Annotated in this window: 12 protein-coding genes; 6 read left to right on the top strand and 6 right to left on the bottom strand. The window is 51.5% G+C overall.

Annotated features, from left to right (window positions below):
• The first annotated feature begins 16 nt into the window (after nt 1–16).
• Together metC and yghB are read left to right on the top strand one after the other, a co-directional pair.
• On the top strand, nt 17–1204 hold the full coding sequence (metC, locus tag A7Z06_RS02275; RefSeq protein ID WP_010347810.1) for a cystathionine beta-lyase: 1188 nt from the start codon (nt 17–19) through the stop codon (nt 1202–1204).
• A gap of 139 nt (nt 1205–1343) precedes the next feature.
• Complete coding sequence (gene yghB / locus A7Z06_RS02270; protein ID WP_000268433.1) at nt 1344–2003, top strand: DedA family general envelope maintenance protein YghB; 660 nt, start codon at nt 1344–1346, stop codon at nt 2001–2003.
• 39 nt (nt 2004–2042) lie between these two features.
• Here yghB and yqhC read toward each other — a convergent pair whose 3' ends face one another.
• On the bottom strand, nt 2043–2942 hold the full coding sequence (gene yqhC / locus A7Z06_RS02265; RefSeq protein WP_000817719.1) for a DNA-binding transcriptional regulator YqhC: 900 nt from the start codon (nt 2940–2942) through the stop codon (nt 2043–2045).
• Between the two features lie 193 nt (nt 2943–3135).
• On the opposite strand from yqhC, the gene yqhD reads away from it, so the two are divergent.
• The 4 genes from yqhD to yqhH all read left to right on the top strand — a co-directional run bounded on the left by yqhD (nt 3136) and on the right by yqhH (nt 6666).
• Complete coding sequence (gene yqhD, locus A7Z06_RS02260; protein WP_001058817.1) at nt 3136–4299, top strand: alcohol dehydrogenase; 1164 nt, start codon at nt 3136–3138, stop codon at nt 4297–4299.
• Nucleotides 4300–4404: 105 nt separating this feature from the next.
• Nucleotides 4405–5232 (top strand): 2,5-didehydrogluconate reductase DkgA, encoded by an 828-nt coding sequence (gene dkgA, locus A7Z06_RS02255; protein ID WP_000013138.1) that lies wholly within the window; start codon nt 4405–4407, stop codon nt 5230–5232.
• A 199-nt stretch (nt 5233–5431) separates the two neighbouring features.
• Entirely contained in the window at nt 5432–6358 is a 927-nt protein-coding gene (locus tag A7Z06_RS02250) for a YbjP/YqhG family protein (RefSeq protein WP_000691653.1), read from the top strand.
• 50 nt (nt 6359–6408) lie between these two features.
• Nucleotides 6409–6666 (top strand): lipoprotein YqhH, encoded by a 258-nt coding sequence (gene yqhH / locus A7Z06_RS02245; protein ID WP_000848539.1) that lies wholly within the window; start codon nt 6409–6411, stop codon nt 6664–6666.
• Nucleotides 6667–6708: 42 nt separating this feature from the next.
• Here yqhH and A7Z06_RS02240 read toward each other — a convergent pair whose 3' ends face one another.
• From A7Z06_RS02240 to A7Z06_RS02220, 5 genes are all read right to left on the bottom strand, one after another.
• Nucleotides 6709–8928 (bottom strand): YgiQ family radical SAM protein, encoded by a 2220-nt coding sequence (locus tag A7Z06_RS02240; protein ID WP_000095183.1) that lies wholly within the window; start codon nt 8926–8928, stop codon nt 6709–6711.
• A gap of 110 nt (nt 8929–9038) precedes the next feature.
• On the bottom strand, nt 9039–10451 hold the full coding sequence (gene ftsP, locus A7Z06_RS02235) for a cell division protein FtsP (protein WP_000059392.1): 1413 nt from the start codon (nt 10449–10451) through the stop codon (nt 9039–9041).
• Nucleotides 10452–10523: 72 nt separating this feature from the next.
• On the bottom strand, nt 10524–11261 hold the full coding sequence (gene plsC / locus A7Z06_RS02230; RefSeq protein WP_000965724.1) for a 1-acylglycerol-3-phosphate O-acyltransferase: 738 nt from the start codon (nt 11259–11261) through the stop codon (nt 10524–10526).
• 229 nt (nt 11262–11490) lie between these two features.
• Nucleotides 11491–13749 (bottom strand): DNA topoisomerase IV subunit A, encoded by a 2259-nt coding sequence (gene parC / locus A7Z06_RS02225; RefSeq protein WP_001281915.1) that lies wholly within the window; start codon nt 13747–13749, stop codon nt 11491–11493.
• 137 nt (nt 13750–13886) lie between these two features.
• Entirely contained in the window at nt 13887–15494 is a 1608-nt protein-coding gene (locus tag A7Z06_RS02220) for an ABC transporter substrate-binding protein (protein ID WP_000288649.1), read from the bottom strand.
• Nucleotides 15495–15560: the final 66 nt, after the last annotated feature.

Below are 15560 nucleotides of genomic sequence, written 5' to 3'. Positions count from 1 at the left end.
AAACAGGAATCCCGACATGGCGGACAAAAAGCTTGATACTCAACTGGTGAATGCAGGACGCAGCAAAAAATACACTCTCGGCGCGGTGAATAGCGTGATTCAGCGCGCCTCTTCGCTGGTTTTTGATAGCGTTGAAGCGAAAAAACATGCGACGCGTAATCGCGCCAACGGCGAATTGTTCTATGGACGGCGCGGAACGTTAACCCACTTCTCGTTACAAGAAGCAATGTGCGAACTGGAAGGTGGCGCCGGCTGTGCACTGTTTCCTTGCGGTGCGGCCGCCGTTGCCAATTCCATTCTTGCTTTTGTCGAACAGGGCGATCATGTATTGATGACCAATACCGCCTATGAACCGAGTCAGGATTTCTGTAGCAAAATCCTCAGCAAACTGGGCGTAACGACATCGTGGTTTGATCCGCTGATTGGCGCGGATATCGTTAAACATCTGCAGCCAAACACTAAAATCGTCTTTCTGGAATCGCCAGGCTCCATCACTATGGAAGTCCACGACGTTCCGGCGATTGTTGCTGCCGTGCGCAGTGTCGTGCCAGACGCCATCATTATGATCGATAACACATGGGCTGCCGGGGTGCTTTTTCAAGCTCTTGATTTTGGTATTGATATTTCGATTCAGGCGGGAACCAAGTATCTGATAGGTCACTCGGATGCCATGATCGGCACCGCAGTATGCAATGCCCGTTGCTGGGAGCAACTACGGGAGAACGCTTATCTGATGGGACAAATGGTCGATGCCGATACCGCTTATATGACCAGCCGTGGCCTGCGCACATTAGGTGTGCGTTTGCGTCAACATCATGAAAGCAGTCTGAAAGTGGCTGAATGGCTGGCAGAACATCCGCAAGTAGCGCGAGTTAACCACCCTGCTCTGCCGGAAAGTAAAGGTCACGAATTCTGGAAACGAGACTTTACAGGCAGCAGCGGGCTATTTTCCTTTGTGCTTAAGAAAAAACTCAACGATGAAGAACTGGCGAACTATCTGGATAACTTCAGTTTATTTAGCATGGCCTACTCGTGGGGCGGTTATGAATCGTTGATCCTCGCGAATCAGCCGGAACATATCGCCGCCATCCGCCCACAAGGAAAGATTGATTTCAGCGGCACATTGATTCGCCTGCATATTGGTCTGGAAAACGTCGACGATCTGATTGCCGATCTGAACGCGGGATTTACCCGAATTGTGTAACATTGCCAAATTTGGACAATTTTGCAGACATTTAATTGTGAATAGTCTTAAATTGTTGCGTCCGGGATCAAGGCGTCCCGGACAATTCAGGAGTACAATAGGCAAATAAAGGCTTAAACGCTGTTCCACAGGAAAGTCCATGGCTGTTATTCAAGACATTATCGCTGCGCTCTGGCAACACGACTTTGCCGCGCTGGCGGATCCTCATATTGTTAGCGTTGTTTACTTTGTCATGTTTGCCACGCTGTTTTTAGAAAACGGTCTGCTGCCCGCTTCATTTTTGCCAGGCGACAGCTTGTTGATACTGGCTGGCGCACTGATTGCCCAGGGGGTGATGGATTTTCTGCCAACAATCGTGATTCTGACTGCCGCAGCCAGCCTGGGCTGCTGGCTAAGCTATATTCAGGGGCGTTGGCTAGGTAATACCAAAACGGTGAAAGGCTGGCTGGCACAGCTTCCGGCCAAATATCATCAGCGCGCCACCTGTATGTTTGACCGCCACGGTTTGCTGGCTTTGCTGGCTGGACGTTTTCTTGCATTTGTCCGCACGCTGCTACCAACCATGGCGGGAATTTCCGGGTTGCCAAACCGCCGCTTCCAGTTTTTCAACTGGTTAAGTGGATTGCTATGGGTCAGCGTGGTGACCAGTTTTGGTTATGCCTTAAGCATGATCCCGTTCGTTAAGCGCCATGAAGATCAGGTGATGACGTTCCTGATGATCCTGCCGATTGCCCTGTTAACCGCAGGCCTGTTAGGCACGCTGTTTGTGGTGATTAAAAAGAAATACGGTAACGCCTGACGTTTTTCTCCGTTCCCGGCGACTTGTCCGGGAACACATTTAACTCCCTTGCATCGCCCGCATTCTTGCCGCATCTTCCCCCGGCGTCACACCGAAGTAGCGTTTAAACTCACGGCTAAATTGCGACGCACTTTCGTAGCCGACGCGCATCGCCGCCGCGCTGGCCTTCATGCCATCATGGATTATCATCATCCGTGCCTTATGCAGTCGGTAGTTCTTCAAATACTGCAACGGCGAGGTGCTGGTGACAGACTTAAAATTATGGTGGAACGCCGAAACGCTCATGTTGGCTTCTGCCGCCAGTTGCTCGACGCTCAGGTTTTCAGTGTATTTATTCTCAATCCGTTTCAACACGCGGCTAATCAGGCTGAAATGAGTCTGCCGACTGACCAGCGCCAGTAACGCACCGCCGCAAGGTCCGGTCAGCACGTAGTAAAGAATTTCGCGAATGATCTGTTTACCGAGAATGCGCGCATCCAGCGGTCGCTCCATCACATCCAGTAACCGCTCCGCCGCGCATAAAATCTCTTCTGACAACGTAGCGGAGTTTATACCACTGGCAGCCATCGACGGCTGGAAATGCTCATCCTCACCAATGTCCATCAACAGTTCCTGTAACTGCAAAATATCAACATTGAGACGTAAACCCGCTAATGGCACTTCCGGCGTGGCATAGGTTTCGCACTCAAACGGTAACGGCACCGTCAGCAGCAGATATTCATTGGCATCATAACGAAACACGCGCTCATTGATATAGCCGATTTTATGCCCGGAAAAGAGAATTATGATGCCAGGCTCATACATCACCGGCGTACGTGCGCCGGGGTTCTCGCCATACAATAAGCGCACATCGGGCAGCAATTCAGACAAACTATTTTCTTTATTTTTCAGATTATTAATTTTGTCCGTCAGCAGGCGGCAAATCTCTTCACGTTTCATATCGCGTAATTTCTTAAGAATAATGCGTCAATTTGATTGTGCGCAATTTTGTACTATTTCTCCAGTGCTCTGGAGAAATAGGCAAGACATTGGCAGAAATGAGCATTGAGAGCAGCGACGCTGGCGACCACAATGAAAAACATCAGGCAGACCGATCTCTGCCCTCATATTGGCCCAGCAAAGGGAGCACGTAATGAACAACTTTAATCTGCACACCCCAACCCGTATTCTGTTTGGTAAAGGCGCTATCGCTGGTTTACGCGAACAAATTCCTCACGATGCTCGCGTATTGATTACCTACGGCGGCGGCAGCGTGAAAAAAACAGGCGTTCTGGATCAAGTTCTGGATGCGCTGAAAGGTATGGACGTGCTGGAGTTTGGCGGTATTGAACCAAACCCGGCTTATGAAACGCTGATGAACGCCGTGAAACTGGTTCGCGAACAGAAAGTGACTTTCCTGCTGGCGGTTGGCGGCGGTTCCGTACTGGACGGCACCAAATTTATCGCCGCAGCGGCAAATTATCCTGAGAACATCGATCCGTGGCACATTCTGCAAACGGGCGGTAAAGAGATTAAAAGCGCCATCCCGATGGGCTGTGTGCTGACGCTGCCAGCGACCGGTTCAGAATCCAACGCAGGTGCGGTTATCTCCCGTAAAACCACCGGCGACAAGCAGGCGTTCCATTCTGCCCACGTTCAACCCGTATTTGCCGTGCTCGATCCGGTTTATACCTACACCCTGCCGCCGCGCCAGGTGGCTAATGGCGTAGTGGATGCCTTTGTACACACCGTGGAACAGTATGTTACCAAACCGGTTGATGCAAAAATTCAGGATCGCTTCGCAGAAGGCATTTTGCTGACGCTTCTCGAAGATGGTCCGAAAGCCCTGAAAGAGCCAGAAAACTACGATGTGCGCGCCAACGTCATGTGGGCAGCGACTCAGGCGTTGAACGGTTTGATCGGCGCCGGCGTACCGCAGGACTGGGCAACACATATGCTGGGACACGAACTGACTGCGATGCACGGTCTGGATCACGCGCAAACGCTGGCTATTGTCCTGCCTGCTCTGTGGAATGAAAAACGCGACACCAAGCGCGCGAAACTGCTGCAATATGCTGAACGCGTCTGGAACATCACTGAAGGTTCCGACGATGAGCGTATTGACGCCGCAATTGCCGCTACCCGCAACTTCTTCGAGCAATTGGGCGTGCCGACCCGCCTGTCCGACTACGGTCTGGACGGCAGCTCCATCCCGGCATTGCTGAAGAAACTGGAAGAACACGGCATGACCCAACTGGGCGAAAATCATGACATTACGCTGGATGTCAGCCGCCGCATTTACGAAGCCGCTCGTTAAGCTTTTTCCTCCTCAAACTTTCGTTTTTGGGTATTTCGTCCAGACTTAAGTTCACACCAACTCACCGGAGCAGGCTCCGGTGAGTTCATATAAAAGGAGGAACGTATGGCTAATCCAACCGTTATTAAGCTACAGGATGGCAATGTCATGCCCCAGCTGGGACTGGGCGTCTGGCAAGCAAGTAATGAGGAAGTTATCACCGCTATTCAAAAAGCTCTGGAAGTGGGTTATCGCTCAATTGATACCGCTGCTGCCTATAAAAACGAAGAAGGTGTCGGCAAGGCGCTGAAAAATGCCGCACTTACCAGAGAAGAGTTGTTCATTACAACCAAGCTGTGGAACGACGACCACAAACACCCCCGCGAAGCACTGCTCGACAGCCTGAAAAAACTCCAGCTTGATTATATAGACCTTTACTTAATGCACTGGCCCGTTCCCGCTATCGATCACTATGTCGAGGCGTGGAAAGGAATGATCGAGCTGCAAAAAGAGGGATTAATCAAAAGCATTGGCGTCTGTAACTTCCAGATCCACCACCTGCAACGTCTGATCGACGAAACTGGCGTGACGCCTGTTATTAATCAAATCGAACTTCACCCGCTGATGCAGCAACGCCAGCTTCATGCCTGGAATGCCACGCACAAAATCCAGACCGAATCCTGGAGTCCATTAGCGCAAGGTGGGAAAGGCGTTTTCGATCAGAAAGTCATTCGCGACCTGGCGGATAAATACGGCAAAACACCGGCACAAATTGTTATCCGCTGGCATCTGGATAACGGTCTGGTGGTGATCCCGAAATCGGTCACGCCTTCACGCATTGCCGAAAACTTTGATGTCTGGGATTTCCGTCTCGACAAAGACGAACTTGGTGAAATCGCAAAACTCGATCAGGGTAAACGTCTCGGTCCCGATCCCGACCAGTTCGGCGGCTAACGGGCAAATTCTCCCGGTAGCGGTAATGTTCCGCTACCGGACTTTTCAGAAATCATTTATTCCCCTCACCTCCCGCCCGTTGTTACTCTCCCCTGCTCAGAAATGCCAAATTTAAGGACATCATCATGCAGAGCTGGGGGCTCTTTAATCAACAAAGCATCTACAATATGGATAAACACGACGGTGAGGTCAAAAACAGATGAAAATAATACTTCTGTTTTTGGCGTTTTTTGCAAGCTTCACTACTCAAGCCCAATCATCCTCGCTGACTGTAGAACAGACAGTTCGCCAGATTTATCAAAACTATAAATCTGATGCCAGCGCGCCTTATTTTGGTGAGACAGGAGAGCAGGCGATAACGTCTGCACGCATACAAAAGGCACTTACCCTGAATGATAATCTCACGCTGCCGGGCAATATTGGCTGGCTGGATTATGATCCGATTTGTGATTGTCAGGATTTTGGCGATCTGGTGTTAGAAAGCGTAGTGGTTACTCAAACGGATACCGATCATGCAGATGCCGTTGTGCGTTTCCGTACCTTTGACGACGATAAAGAAAAGACCACGCAAACGCTGAAAATGGTGGCAGAAAATGGTCGTTGGGTCATTGATGATGTCATCAGCAACCATGGTAGCGTCTGGCAGGCAGTTAATAGCGAGAATGAAAAAATCCTGGCAACACTGGCTTCATTACAAAAAGAAGAGCCTGAAGCCTTTGTCGCTGAACTGTTTAAACATATTGCCGATTATAGTTGGCCCTGGACATGGGTTGTTTCCGACACCTATCGCCAGGCAGTCAATGAGTTTTATAAAACCACCTTCAATAAAAACGGCAATTTCGATCAAGAGATGCAAATAGAACGGCAATTTATTTACGACAACCCGATTTGTTTTGGTGAAGAGTCGCTATTTGCTCGTGTTGATGAAATTCGTGTCCAGGAAAAAACCGCCGATTCCGCCCGTATTCATGTTCGTATTGCGCTGAACAATGGTAACAGTGAAGAGCAGGATTTAGTTTTACATCGGCGCGAAGGAAAGTGGGAAATTGCCGATTTTATCCGTCCAGGCAGCGGTAGCTTGCTTAAACAGATTGAAACGAAAACCGCCGCCAGATTAACGCAATGAACTGAATAAAATAAAAATTAGTCGGAACAATAAATAAAAGGGAGCACGATATGAAAACGATTTTCACCGTGGGAGCTGTTGTTCTGGTAACCGGCTTATTAAGTGGTTGCGTCAATGAGCAAAAGGTCAATCAACTGGCAGGTAATGTACAAACATTAAATGCCAAAATCGCCCGGCTAGAGCAGGATATAAAAGCATTACGCCCGCAAATTTACGCCGCCAAATCCGAAGCTAACAGAGCCAATACACGCCTTGATGCGCAGGACTATTTTGATTGCCTGCGCTGCTTGCGTATGTATACGGAGTGATAAAAATATCCCCGGTAGCATTCAGTTACCGGGGATGTTTTTTTAACGTCCAGTCGCCGCTTTAGGACGTTTCTTCGCACCGGCATTCATCGGGCGAGGTTGCGCAGACGGCGCTTTCTTTGCTCCGGCAGGCGTCTGGCGCTGGGTCGCCATCGGCGTATGTTTGGTCAACGCCGGACGGGTATTACGGTTCTGACGGCGAGCTTCGCGCATCTCTTCAATGGTTGGCGCAGGCACTAAGCAATCGCGACGGCTGCCAATCAGATGCTTTTTACCCATCGCTTCCAGCGCCTGGCGGATTAACGGCCAGTTTGCCGGATCGTGGTAACGCAACAACGCTTTATGCAGACGACGCTGTTTGTCACCCTTCGGCACGAAAACGTCTTCGCTCTTATAACCAATCTTCGCCAGCGGATTTTTGCCGGTGTAATACATGGTGGTTGAGTTAGCCAACGGCGACGGATAGAAGTTCTGTACCTGGTCGAGACGGAAGCGATGTTTCTTCAGCCACAGCGCCAGATTCACCATATCTTCATCGCGTGTACCGGGGTGCGCGGAGATGAAATATGGGATCAGATACTGCTCTTTACCTGCCTGTTTCGAGTAGGTGTCGAACAGCTCTTTAAAGCGGTCATAGCTGCCCATGCCCGGCTTCATCATCTTCGACAACGGCCCTTCTTCGGTATGTTCCGGGGCTATCTTCAGATAACCACCAACGTGATGGGTTGCCAGCTCTTTGATATAGCGCGGATCTTCCACGGCGATGTCATAACGCACGCCGGAGGCAATCAGGATCTTTTTAATGCCTTTCAGATCGCGCGCGCGGCGATAGAGATTGATCGTCGGTTCGTGGTTAGTGTCCATGTGCGGACAAATATCCGGGTAAACGCACGATAAACGACGGCAGGTTTGCTCGGCGCGTGGCGATTTGCAGCGCAACATATACATGTTGGCAGTTGGCCCGCCGAGATCGGAAATCACGCCCGTAAAGCCAGGAACGGTGTCGCGGATCGCTTCAATCTCATTGATGATCGAATCTTCCGAACGGCTCTGAATAATGCGCCCTTCATGCTCGGTAATAGAACAGAAAGAACAGCCGCCAAAGCAGCCACGCATAATATTGACTGAGAAACGGATCATTTCGTAAGCAGGAATACGGGCATTACCGTAAGCCGGATGCGGCACGCGCTTGTACGGCAGCGCAAAGACGCTGTCCATCTCTTCGGTAGAAAGCGGAATAGCAGGCGGGTTGATCCACACATAGCGGTCGCCATGTTTTTGCATCAATGCGCGAGCGCAGCCTGGGTTGGTTTCGTGGTGCAAAATACGCGAAGCATGAGCGTACAGCACTTTATCGCCCTTCACTTTCTCGAAAGAAGGGAGCAACACGTAGGTTTTTTCCCACGGCTTCGGACGCGGCGGCTGCACGGTTACGGCTTTGGCTTCTTGTTTTTTCGGAGCCACCGGTTTGTTATCCGCACACGGCAAATCTTCGCCATACGGATGCGGAATCGGGTCGATTTTCCCCGGTGTATCAAGGCGAGTAGAATCCACGCCGCTCCAGCCAGGCAGCGCCTCTTTCACGATAATCGCGGTATTACGTACATCGCGGATTTCGCTAATCGGCTCGCCCATCGCCAGACGGTGTGCCACCTCCACCAACGGACGCTCACCGTTACCGAACATCAGCATGTCTGCTTTGGAATCCACCAACACGGAACGGCGCACGGTATCGGACCAGTAATCATAATGTGCGGTACGGCGCAGGCTGGCTTCAATACCACCGAGGATCACCGGCACATCTTTCCACGCCTCTTTACAACGCTGGGTATAAACCAGTGTGGCGCGATCCGGTCGCTTACCCGCGACGTTATCCGGCGTGTAGGCATCGTCATGACGTAAACGGCGATCGGCGGTATAGCGGTTGATCATCGAGTCCATATTGCCTGCGGTCACGCCGAAAAACAGATTCGGTTTACCCAGACGCATAAAGTCGTCTTTGCTGCTCCAGTCCGGTTGGGCGATGATCCCGACACGAAAGCCCTGCGCTTCCAGCATACGACCGCAAATCGCCATCCCAAAGCTTGGGTGATCGACATACGCGTCGCCAGTAACCAAAATGATGTCGCAGCTATCCCAGCCAAGTTGATCCATCTCTTCACGAGACATCGGCAAAAACGGTGCCGGTCCAAAACAGGCGGCCCAGTACTGCGGCCAGGAGAACAGGTCGCGATCCGGTTGGATCAGGGAGATAGAGCTCATTTTGCTTCCAGAAATGATAAAAAAATAATCAAAGGCCGGGGATTATAAGCCGGAACGAAAGAGAAATCGAAAGGTATTCCATACTCGCCCTCCCAGGGCGAGTATGAAGATTACGGTACTGGATTGACCAGCAACTGCCCAATAGAGCCGCGATCCGCCATTTCCAGTGTCTGGCTACCAAAGTAAAACGGGAAATGCGCCCAGGAAGGCTGACCGTAATAAACAAGCAGTTCCACTTGTCCATCAACCCAGACGGTATCTTTCCAGCCTCTGTCTTCCGGGAATGGCATCGCGCCATTCACGTTACGGATCTGGAACATCACACCTTCAATATGGAATGATTGCGGTTCATCCGCGCGTACCGTCCAGCGTTCCCACGTTCCCTGCTGGGCAGCAACGTCAATGCGGTTAACGTCCCATAGCTGCCCGTTGATGCCGGGATCATCGCCCAGGCTTATATCACGGCTGCGAATCGGCGAACCAGCCATTATTTCAGTCGGCAGCAGGCGCATCGGCAGGCTGTCAGTCACCAGCGGCAGAAGGCCGGTCGGGCGCAGCGTTAGCACCAGCGTAGAAACCAGAATGCTGGACGGCTCAAAGAAACCGCGAATACGATCAACAATGCTCGCCGCTTCGCCACAGGTGATCGACACTTCATCACCGTTGCTCATATCCACCAGTATTTCACGGCGTTCGCCCGGTGCCAGCGAAAGCTGCTTCACCGAAACAGGAGCAGGCAGGAATCCCTGATCGCCAGAAATCACGTGCAACGGACGACCATCGCTCATCTGTAGTTGATAGCGACGGGAGTTCGATGCGTTCAGCAGACGCAGGCGCACCCAACCGCGCGAAACTTCAACGTACGGGCTTTGTACACCGTTGACCAGCAGCGTATCGCCAACAAAGCCGCCGCTTCCCGGTTCGTTGTATTCTGGCGTACCAAAGTTATCCAGCCGTTTATCCTGGATAATGACCGGAAAATCATCCACACCATAATGGTTAGGAATGGGCAGCGACTTGCTGACTTCATCTTCCACCAGCCACATCCCGGCAAGGCCGTTATAGACCTGCTGCGCCGTGCGGTTGGGGGTATTGGCGTGATACCACAAAGTCGCAGCATTCTGGCGAATTGGCAGCACAGGCGCCCAGTCAGCGTTTGGCGACATCATGCGTGCCGGGCCGCCCATCAGTGGACCTGGCACTTGTAATCCAGCCACTGTCATTGAGACGTTTTCTGTCAGTCGGTTGCTGTAAATCAGCTTAACATCGTCGCCCTTCCAGACGCGGATAGTCGGCCCAAGGTAGCGACCATTGATACCCCAAACCGACGCGCGCGTTCCTGGCGTAAATGACCAGTGCGCGCGCTGTACTGTCATAAATAACGGTTGCCCACGGCGAGATTCAAGCAGCGGCGGAACGGGCAGTGGTTGCTGTTGACCGGCTGCGCTTGCCTTCAGGGGGACAGCACCTGCACACAGTGCAATCCCCGATGCCTGAATGAACTGACGCCGACTGAGTGACATATTTGCTCCATGTAAAACTGGCTAAAGTAATACCGTGCAGGAAAACATCCCCGCAAAAAACAGATTGCCGACTTAAACTTTTCCGGCGGCTTCGCGCTCTGCGACTTCTTTATCGAGCTCGGCGATTTTTTGTTCCATTATCGAACGACAATGAGCAGCCAGCTCGCGAACCTGATCTTTACCATATTGACTGATGTCAATCGGCGGCAGCATTTCTACGATCACTAAACCATTATTCAGTCGATTAAGATTAATCTTATTCGAAGTCGTGGAAACACACACGGGAATAATCGGGACGCCTGCCGCAATTGCCGCATGGAATGCCCCTGTTTTAAACGGCAGCAGGCCGCGACCACGGCTACGCGTTCCTTCCGGGAACATCCAGATGGAAATACGGCGCTTTTTGAAGTGGTTCACAACTTCCGCGATGGTGCCATGCGCCTTAGTACGGTTGTTTCTGTCGATCAATAAGTTGCCGGTTAACCAGTACAACTGCCCAAAGAAGGGGATCCACAGCAAACTCTTTTTACCCACTGTGACCGTCGGTGGCTGCACGATGTTCGATGCTGTCACCATGTCATAGTTGTTCTGGTGGTTAGCAATATAGATAGCATTACCATAGCTTTCAGCATCAGCAGGTTTGCGGCACTCAACTTTCAGCCCATATAGCGGCGCAAGGCGCCCAAACATATGCCCGAAGGTGGCTACATGCTTTGGATTTCGCGGGCTGAAAAGGCAGTAAATGGAGCCGAAAACACAGACTAAGATGCTGTAAATAACGGTAATAATAAGACGAAAGATATATAGCATAACACCCTCTGAAGATCTGAGAGACTGGCATTGTACGTCACCTGAAATCAGGTTAGGGCATTGTTAAAAGCCGCTCTCTGGAAAAGCGTATTGTTAATCGCAACGCATGAATAAACAACGGTTTCAAGGGAATTTTTATCGTTTCCGGGGGTTGAATACGCTGCCGGATGACGACTTAACGTTTCATCCGGCATTCCTTGCAAACGGGAGAAAGCCCCCCTCCGGCATATTACTCTCCGCTATCGCCGCTGCTGGCGCGGTGAGGGGAGTCAATCTCGACACGGTCGATACGCTGTAAACCGCGCATCAAGGTGCCACGGCGACCACGCTCACCAGTCACTTTCAGCAACTCTTCCGGGCGCAGTTTAATTTTGCGTTTCCCGACATGAATAGTCAGAGTGCTCTGCGGCGGCAGTACATACAGGTGTGCCAGACCATCCTCGCCTCGCGCGGCTTCTGCCGACGGGATGTTGATGATCTTGTTGCCTTTACCCTTCGACAGTTGCGGAAGCTCGCTTACCGGGAACATCAACATGCGTCCTGCCAGGGTGATAGCCAGTAGCATATCAGAAGCATCTTCAATCACTACTGGCGGCATAACATGCGCATTTTCAGGTAAGGTAATCAACGCTTTACCAGCACGGTTACGGGCAACAAGATCGTTAAAGGTGCAGACGAATCCGTAGCCAGCATCGGAAGCCATCAACAGTTTCTTATCGTCGCTTTCCATAAGCATGTGATCAACTGTGGCACCTGGCGGTAACGTCAGTTTACCAGTGAGTGGTTCGCCCTGACCACGCGCCGACGGCAGCGTAATCGGGTCGATGGCGTAGCTACGGCCGGTAGAATCAACAAATACCACCGGTTGGTTGCTCTTGCCTTTCACCGCCGCTTTGAAGCTATCGCCCGCTTTATAGTTCAGGCCTGGTGCGTCTATGTCATGGCCTTTGGCGCTGCGTACCCAGCCCATCTGTGACAGCACAATGGTAACGGGTTCAGACGGCAGCATGTCGTGCTCGCTCATCGCTTTCGCTTCTTCGCGTTCCTGCAACGGCGAACGGCGATCGTCGCCGTAGGCCTGTGCGTCGGCCTGTAGCTCTTTCTTCAGCAGGTTATTCATCTTGCGCTCGGAAGCCAGAATGCTCTGCAACTGGTCACGCTCTTTTTCCAGTTCGTTCTGCTCACCGCGAATCTTCATCTCTTCCAGTTTGGCGAGATGACGCAGTTTCAGTTCGAGGATCGCTTCCGCCTGGGTTTCCGTAATGCCAAAACGCGACATCAGTGCCGGTTTCGGTTCATCTTCATTACGAATGATCTCAATCACTTCGTCGATATTGAGAAACGCCACCAGCAAACCTTCAAGAATATGCAGGCGCTTGAGGACTTTCTCCAGACGATAATTGAGACGGCGGCGCACGGTATCGCGACGGAACACCAGCCATTCGGAGAGGATTTCCAGCAGGTTTTTCACCGCCGGACGCCCATCCAGACCAATCATATTGAGGTTAATACGATAGCTCTTTTCCAGATCGGTCGTGGCAAACAGATGATTCATCACCTGATCCATATCCACACGATTAGAACGCGGCACAATCACCAGACGGGTCGGATTCTCGTGGTCAGATTCATCGCGCAGATCGTCAACCATCGGCAGCTTTTTGTTGCGCATTTGCGCAGCAATTTGCTCCAGTACGCGAGCGCCAGAAACCTGATGCGGTAAGGCGCTGATCACTACCGCGCCATCTTCTTTCTTCCACACCGCGCGCATACGCACAGAACCACGACCGTTCTCGTAAATTTTACGGATTTCGGCGCGGGAGGTGATGATTTCCGCTTCAGTCGGGTAGTCTGGGCCCTGCACGATATCCAGCAACTGGTCGAGCGTGGTTTTCGGCTGGTCGATTAACGCGATTGCCGCCTGTGCGACTTCACGCAGGTTATGTGGCGGAATGTCCGTCGCCATCCCGACAGCAATACCGGTGGTGCCGTTAAGCAAAATATTCGGCAGGCGGGCAGGCAGCATTTTCGGCTCCTGCAACGTGCCGTCGAAGTTTGGCACCCAGTCCGCCGTCCCTTGCCCCAGCTCACTCAGTAACAGCTCAGAATATTTCGACAGGCGGGATTCGGTATAACGCATTGCCGCGAAAGATTTCGGATCGTCCGGTGCCCCCCAGTTTCCCTGCCCATCAACCAGCGGATAACGGTAAGAAAACGGCTGAGCCATTAGTACCATCGCTTCATAGCAGGCGCTGTCACCGTGCGGATGGTATTTACCCAGTACGTCACCCACAGTACGGGCCGATTTTTTAAATTTGGCGGTAGCATTCAGACCCAGTTCTGACATCGCATACACAATGCGGCGCTGAACAGGTTTCAGACCATCACCAATAAACGGCAACGCACGATCCATGATGACGTACATGGAGTAGTTTAAGTAGGCGTTTTCCGTAAATTCATGTAGCGCAAGGCGCTCTGCCATATCGCTCATTAATTCTGATTCCTCAACTTATTCGCCAGCCTTCAAAGGGGCAATATTGCCGGAGATACTACATTATCTGTCGCGTCGAGTCACAGGAGATCAGTGTGAATAGTGCCGCCGGACGTGCTCCGACGGCGATAAAGGCATCAATGTACCTTGATATACAACTCTTTGCTGTAGACATAATCCTGGGGATTATGCAGCAGAAAACCGCCAACGTAGGGTTTAAGCAGTTTGATTAGCGGTTGATAGTAGATGGGGATGAGCGGTGCCTGCTGGTTGATGATCTCTTCTGCCTGCTGATACAACGCATTACGCTTTGTCGCGTCAGTGGTCTGAGCGGCCTGGTTTAGTAACGCGTCATACTTTGCGTTTTTCCAGTGACCGACGTTCTCTTCAATATCGCTTTTAAGCGTGTTCAGGAAGCTGGATGCATCATTATATGTCGCATCCCACGACTGCCGCGACAACATGAAATCACCACTACGCCGGGCATCGAGATACGTTTTCCACTCCATCGTGCGCAGCGTCACCTGTGCGCCAAGCCATTTTTTCCATTCGGAAGACAAGGCTATCGCCGTTTTTTCATGCAGATCGTACTTGTTGTAGAACAGTTCAAAGCGTAGCGGATGAGAGGCGTCGTATCCCGCCTGTTTCAGCAAGACTTTTGCCATCGCAACGCGTTCACCCATTGGCTTTTGCAGTTCCTCAAACGTTGGCGCACGAAACCCTTCTACCTCTGTCGGCGTCAATGTTGTTGCTGGCGTTCGTAGCCCAAGTATCTTTTGCGCGATTAGCGGCCTGTCAACCGTAAGATACAATGCCCGCCGCACACGGACATCATCAAACGGCGGTTTCCGGGTGTTGAAGTTGTAATATTCGCTGTTCAGGCGAGGGATTATCCGCAGCTCGCCAGGCAGTGATTTTTCGATTACAGGAATTTGCTGCGCCGGAACCCAGGTGAGATCAACCTCTCCCGCGCGATAGCGGTTATAACCGGTGACCGAATTATCCAGCGCCAGATACTCAACCTGCTGTAAGACAGTATGCTCGGCATCGCGGTATTCCGGATTTTTTCGGGCTGTAATCTTTTCGTTAACTACCCATTTATCAAGAACAAAAGCACCGTTGTAAACCATATGTTCTGGCTTACTCCAGCTATCGCCATATTTCGCAATCACATGATGCGGAACCGGAAACAGCGTCGGCCAGGCGAGCATGGTCGTGAACCAGGGAACGGGCTGCTCAAGCGTGACTTCAAGAGTGCGGTCATCGGTAGCCTTCACACCCAGCGATGCAACATCCGCTTTGCCTGTCACAATAGCCGCTGCATTTTTAATATGCGCCTGCGCCAGATAGCCGGCAAAAGGGCTTGCCGTTTTGGGGTCAACCGCGCGCTGCCAGCCGAGGACAAAATCCTGTGCCGTTAAGGGCTGACCATCAGACCACTGTAAGCCGTGACGTAAATGGAAAACATAGCGTTTGCCGCTATCTGCCACCTCCCATGATTCGGCCTGAGCGGATTGCACTTTGCCTTCACTGTCTATCCATACCAGACCTTCAAACAGATCCAGCACAATCTGCGCAGCAGTATTCTCCTCAACCTTTTGCGGGTCGAGCGTACCGGGGTCGCTATGATTGTTGTAACGAAAGACTTGCTGTGGGGCGAGCGGTGTGTTGGCGGGAATGTCAGCAGCATAGAGAGGAGCCGCACTTACCAGGCTGACCAGCCATAATAAATTTCGCGTATACATGGTATTCCTTACCGAAGAAATTATAAGCCCGACAACAATACGCCTGTGACATTGTTAGCTCAAACT

Origin of the sequence: Escherichia sp. MOD1-EC6819 (assembly GCF_002965765.1) — a bacterium.
In the GTDB taxonomy this organism is placed as follows: domain Bacteria; phylum Pseudomonadota; class Gammaproteobacteria; order Enterobacterales; family Enterobacteriaceae; genus Escherichia; species Escherichia ruysiae.
Note: the sequence above shows the minus strand (reverse complement) of the source record. Positions and strands in the feature narration are given on the sequence as shown.

Coding starts and splice junctions, on each gene's coding strand:
- yqhC (WP_000817719.1), bottom strand. CDS start 2,942: ATGAAACGTGAAGAGATTTGCCGCCTGCTGACGGACAAAATTAATAAT.
- A7Z06_RS02250 (WP_000691653.1), top strand. CDS start 5,432: ATGAAAATAATACTTCTGTTTTTGGCGTTTTTTGCAAGCTTCACTACT.
- metC (WP_010347810.1), top strand. CDS start 17: ATGGCGGACAAAAAGCTTGATACTCAACTGGTGAATGCAGGACGCAGC.
- dkgA (WP_000013138.1), top strand. CDS start 4,405: ATGGCTAATCCAACCGTTATTAAGCTACAGGATGGCAATGTCATGCCC.
- A7Z06_RS02240 (WP_000095183.1), bottom strand. CDS start 8,928: ATGAGCTCTATCTCCCTGATCCAACCGGATCGCGACCTGTTCTCCTGG.
- yghB (WP_000268433.1), top strand. CDS start 1,344: ATGGCTGTTATTCAAGACATTATCGCTGCGCTCTGGCAACACGACTTT.
- yqhH (WP_000848539.1), top strand. CDS start 6,409: ATGAAAACGATTTTCACCGTGGGAGCTGTTGTTCTGGTAACCGGCTTA.
- plsC (WP_000965724.1), bottom strand. CDS start 11,261: ATGCTATATATCTTTCGTCTTATTATTACCGTTATTTACAGCATCTTA.
- parC (WP_001281915.1), bottom strand. CDS start 13,749: ATGAGCGATATGGCAGAGCGCCTTGCGCTACATGAATTTACGGAAAAC.
- A7Z06_RS02220 (WP_000288649.1), bottom strand. CDS start 15,494: ATGTATACGCGAAATTTATTATGGCTGGTCAGCCTGGTAAGTGCGGCT.
- ftsP (WP_000059392.1), bottom strand. CDS start 10,451: ATGTCACTCAGTCGGCGTCAGTTCATTCAGGCATCGGGGATTGCACTG.
- yqhD (WP_001058817.1), top strand. CDS start 3,136: ATGAACAACTTTAATCTGCACACCCCAACCCGTATTCTGTTTGGTAAA.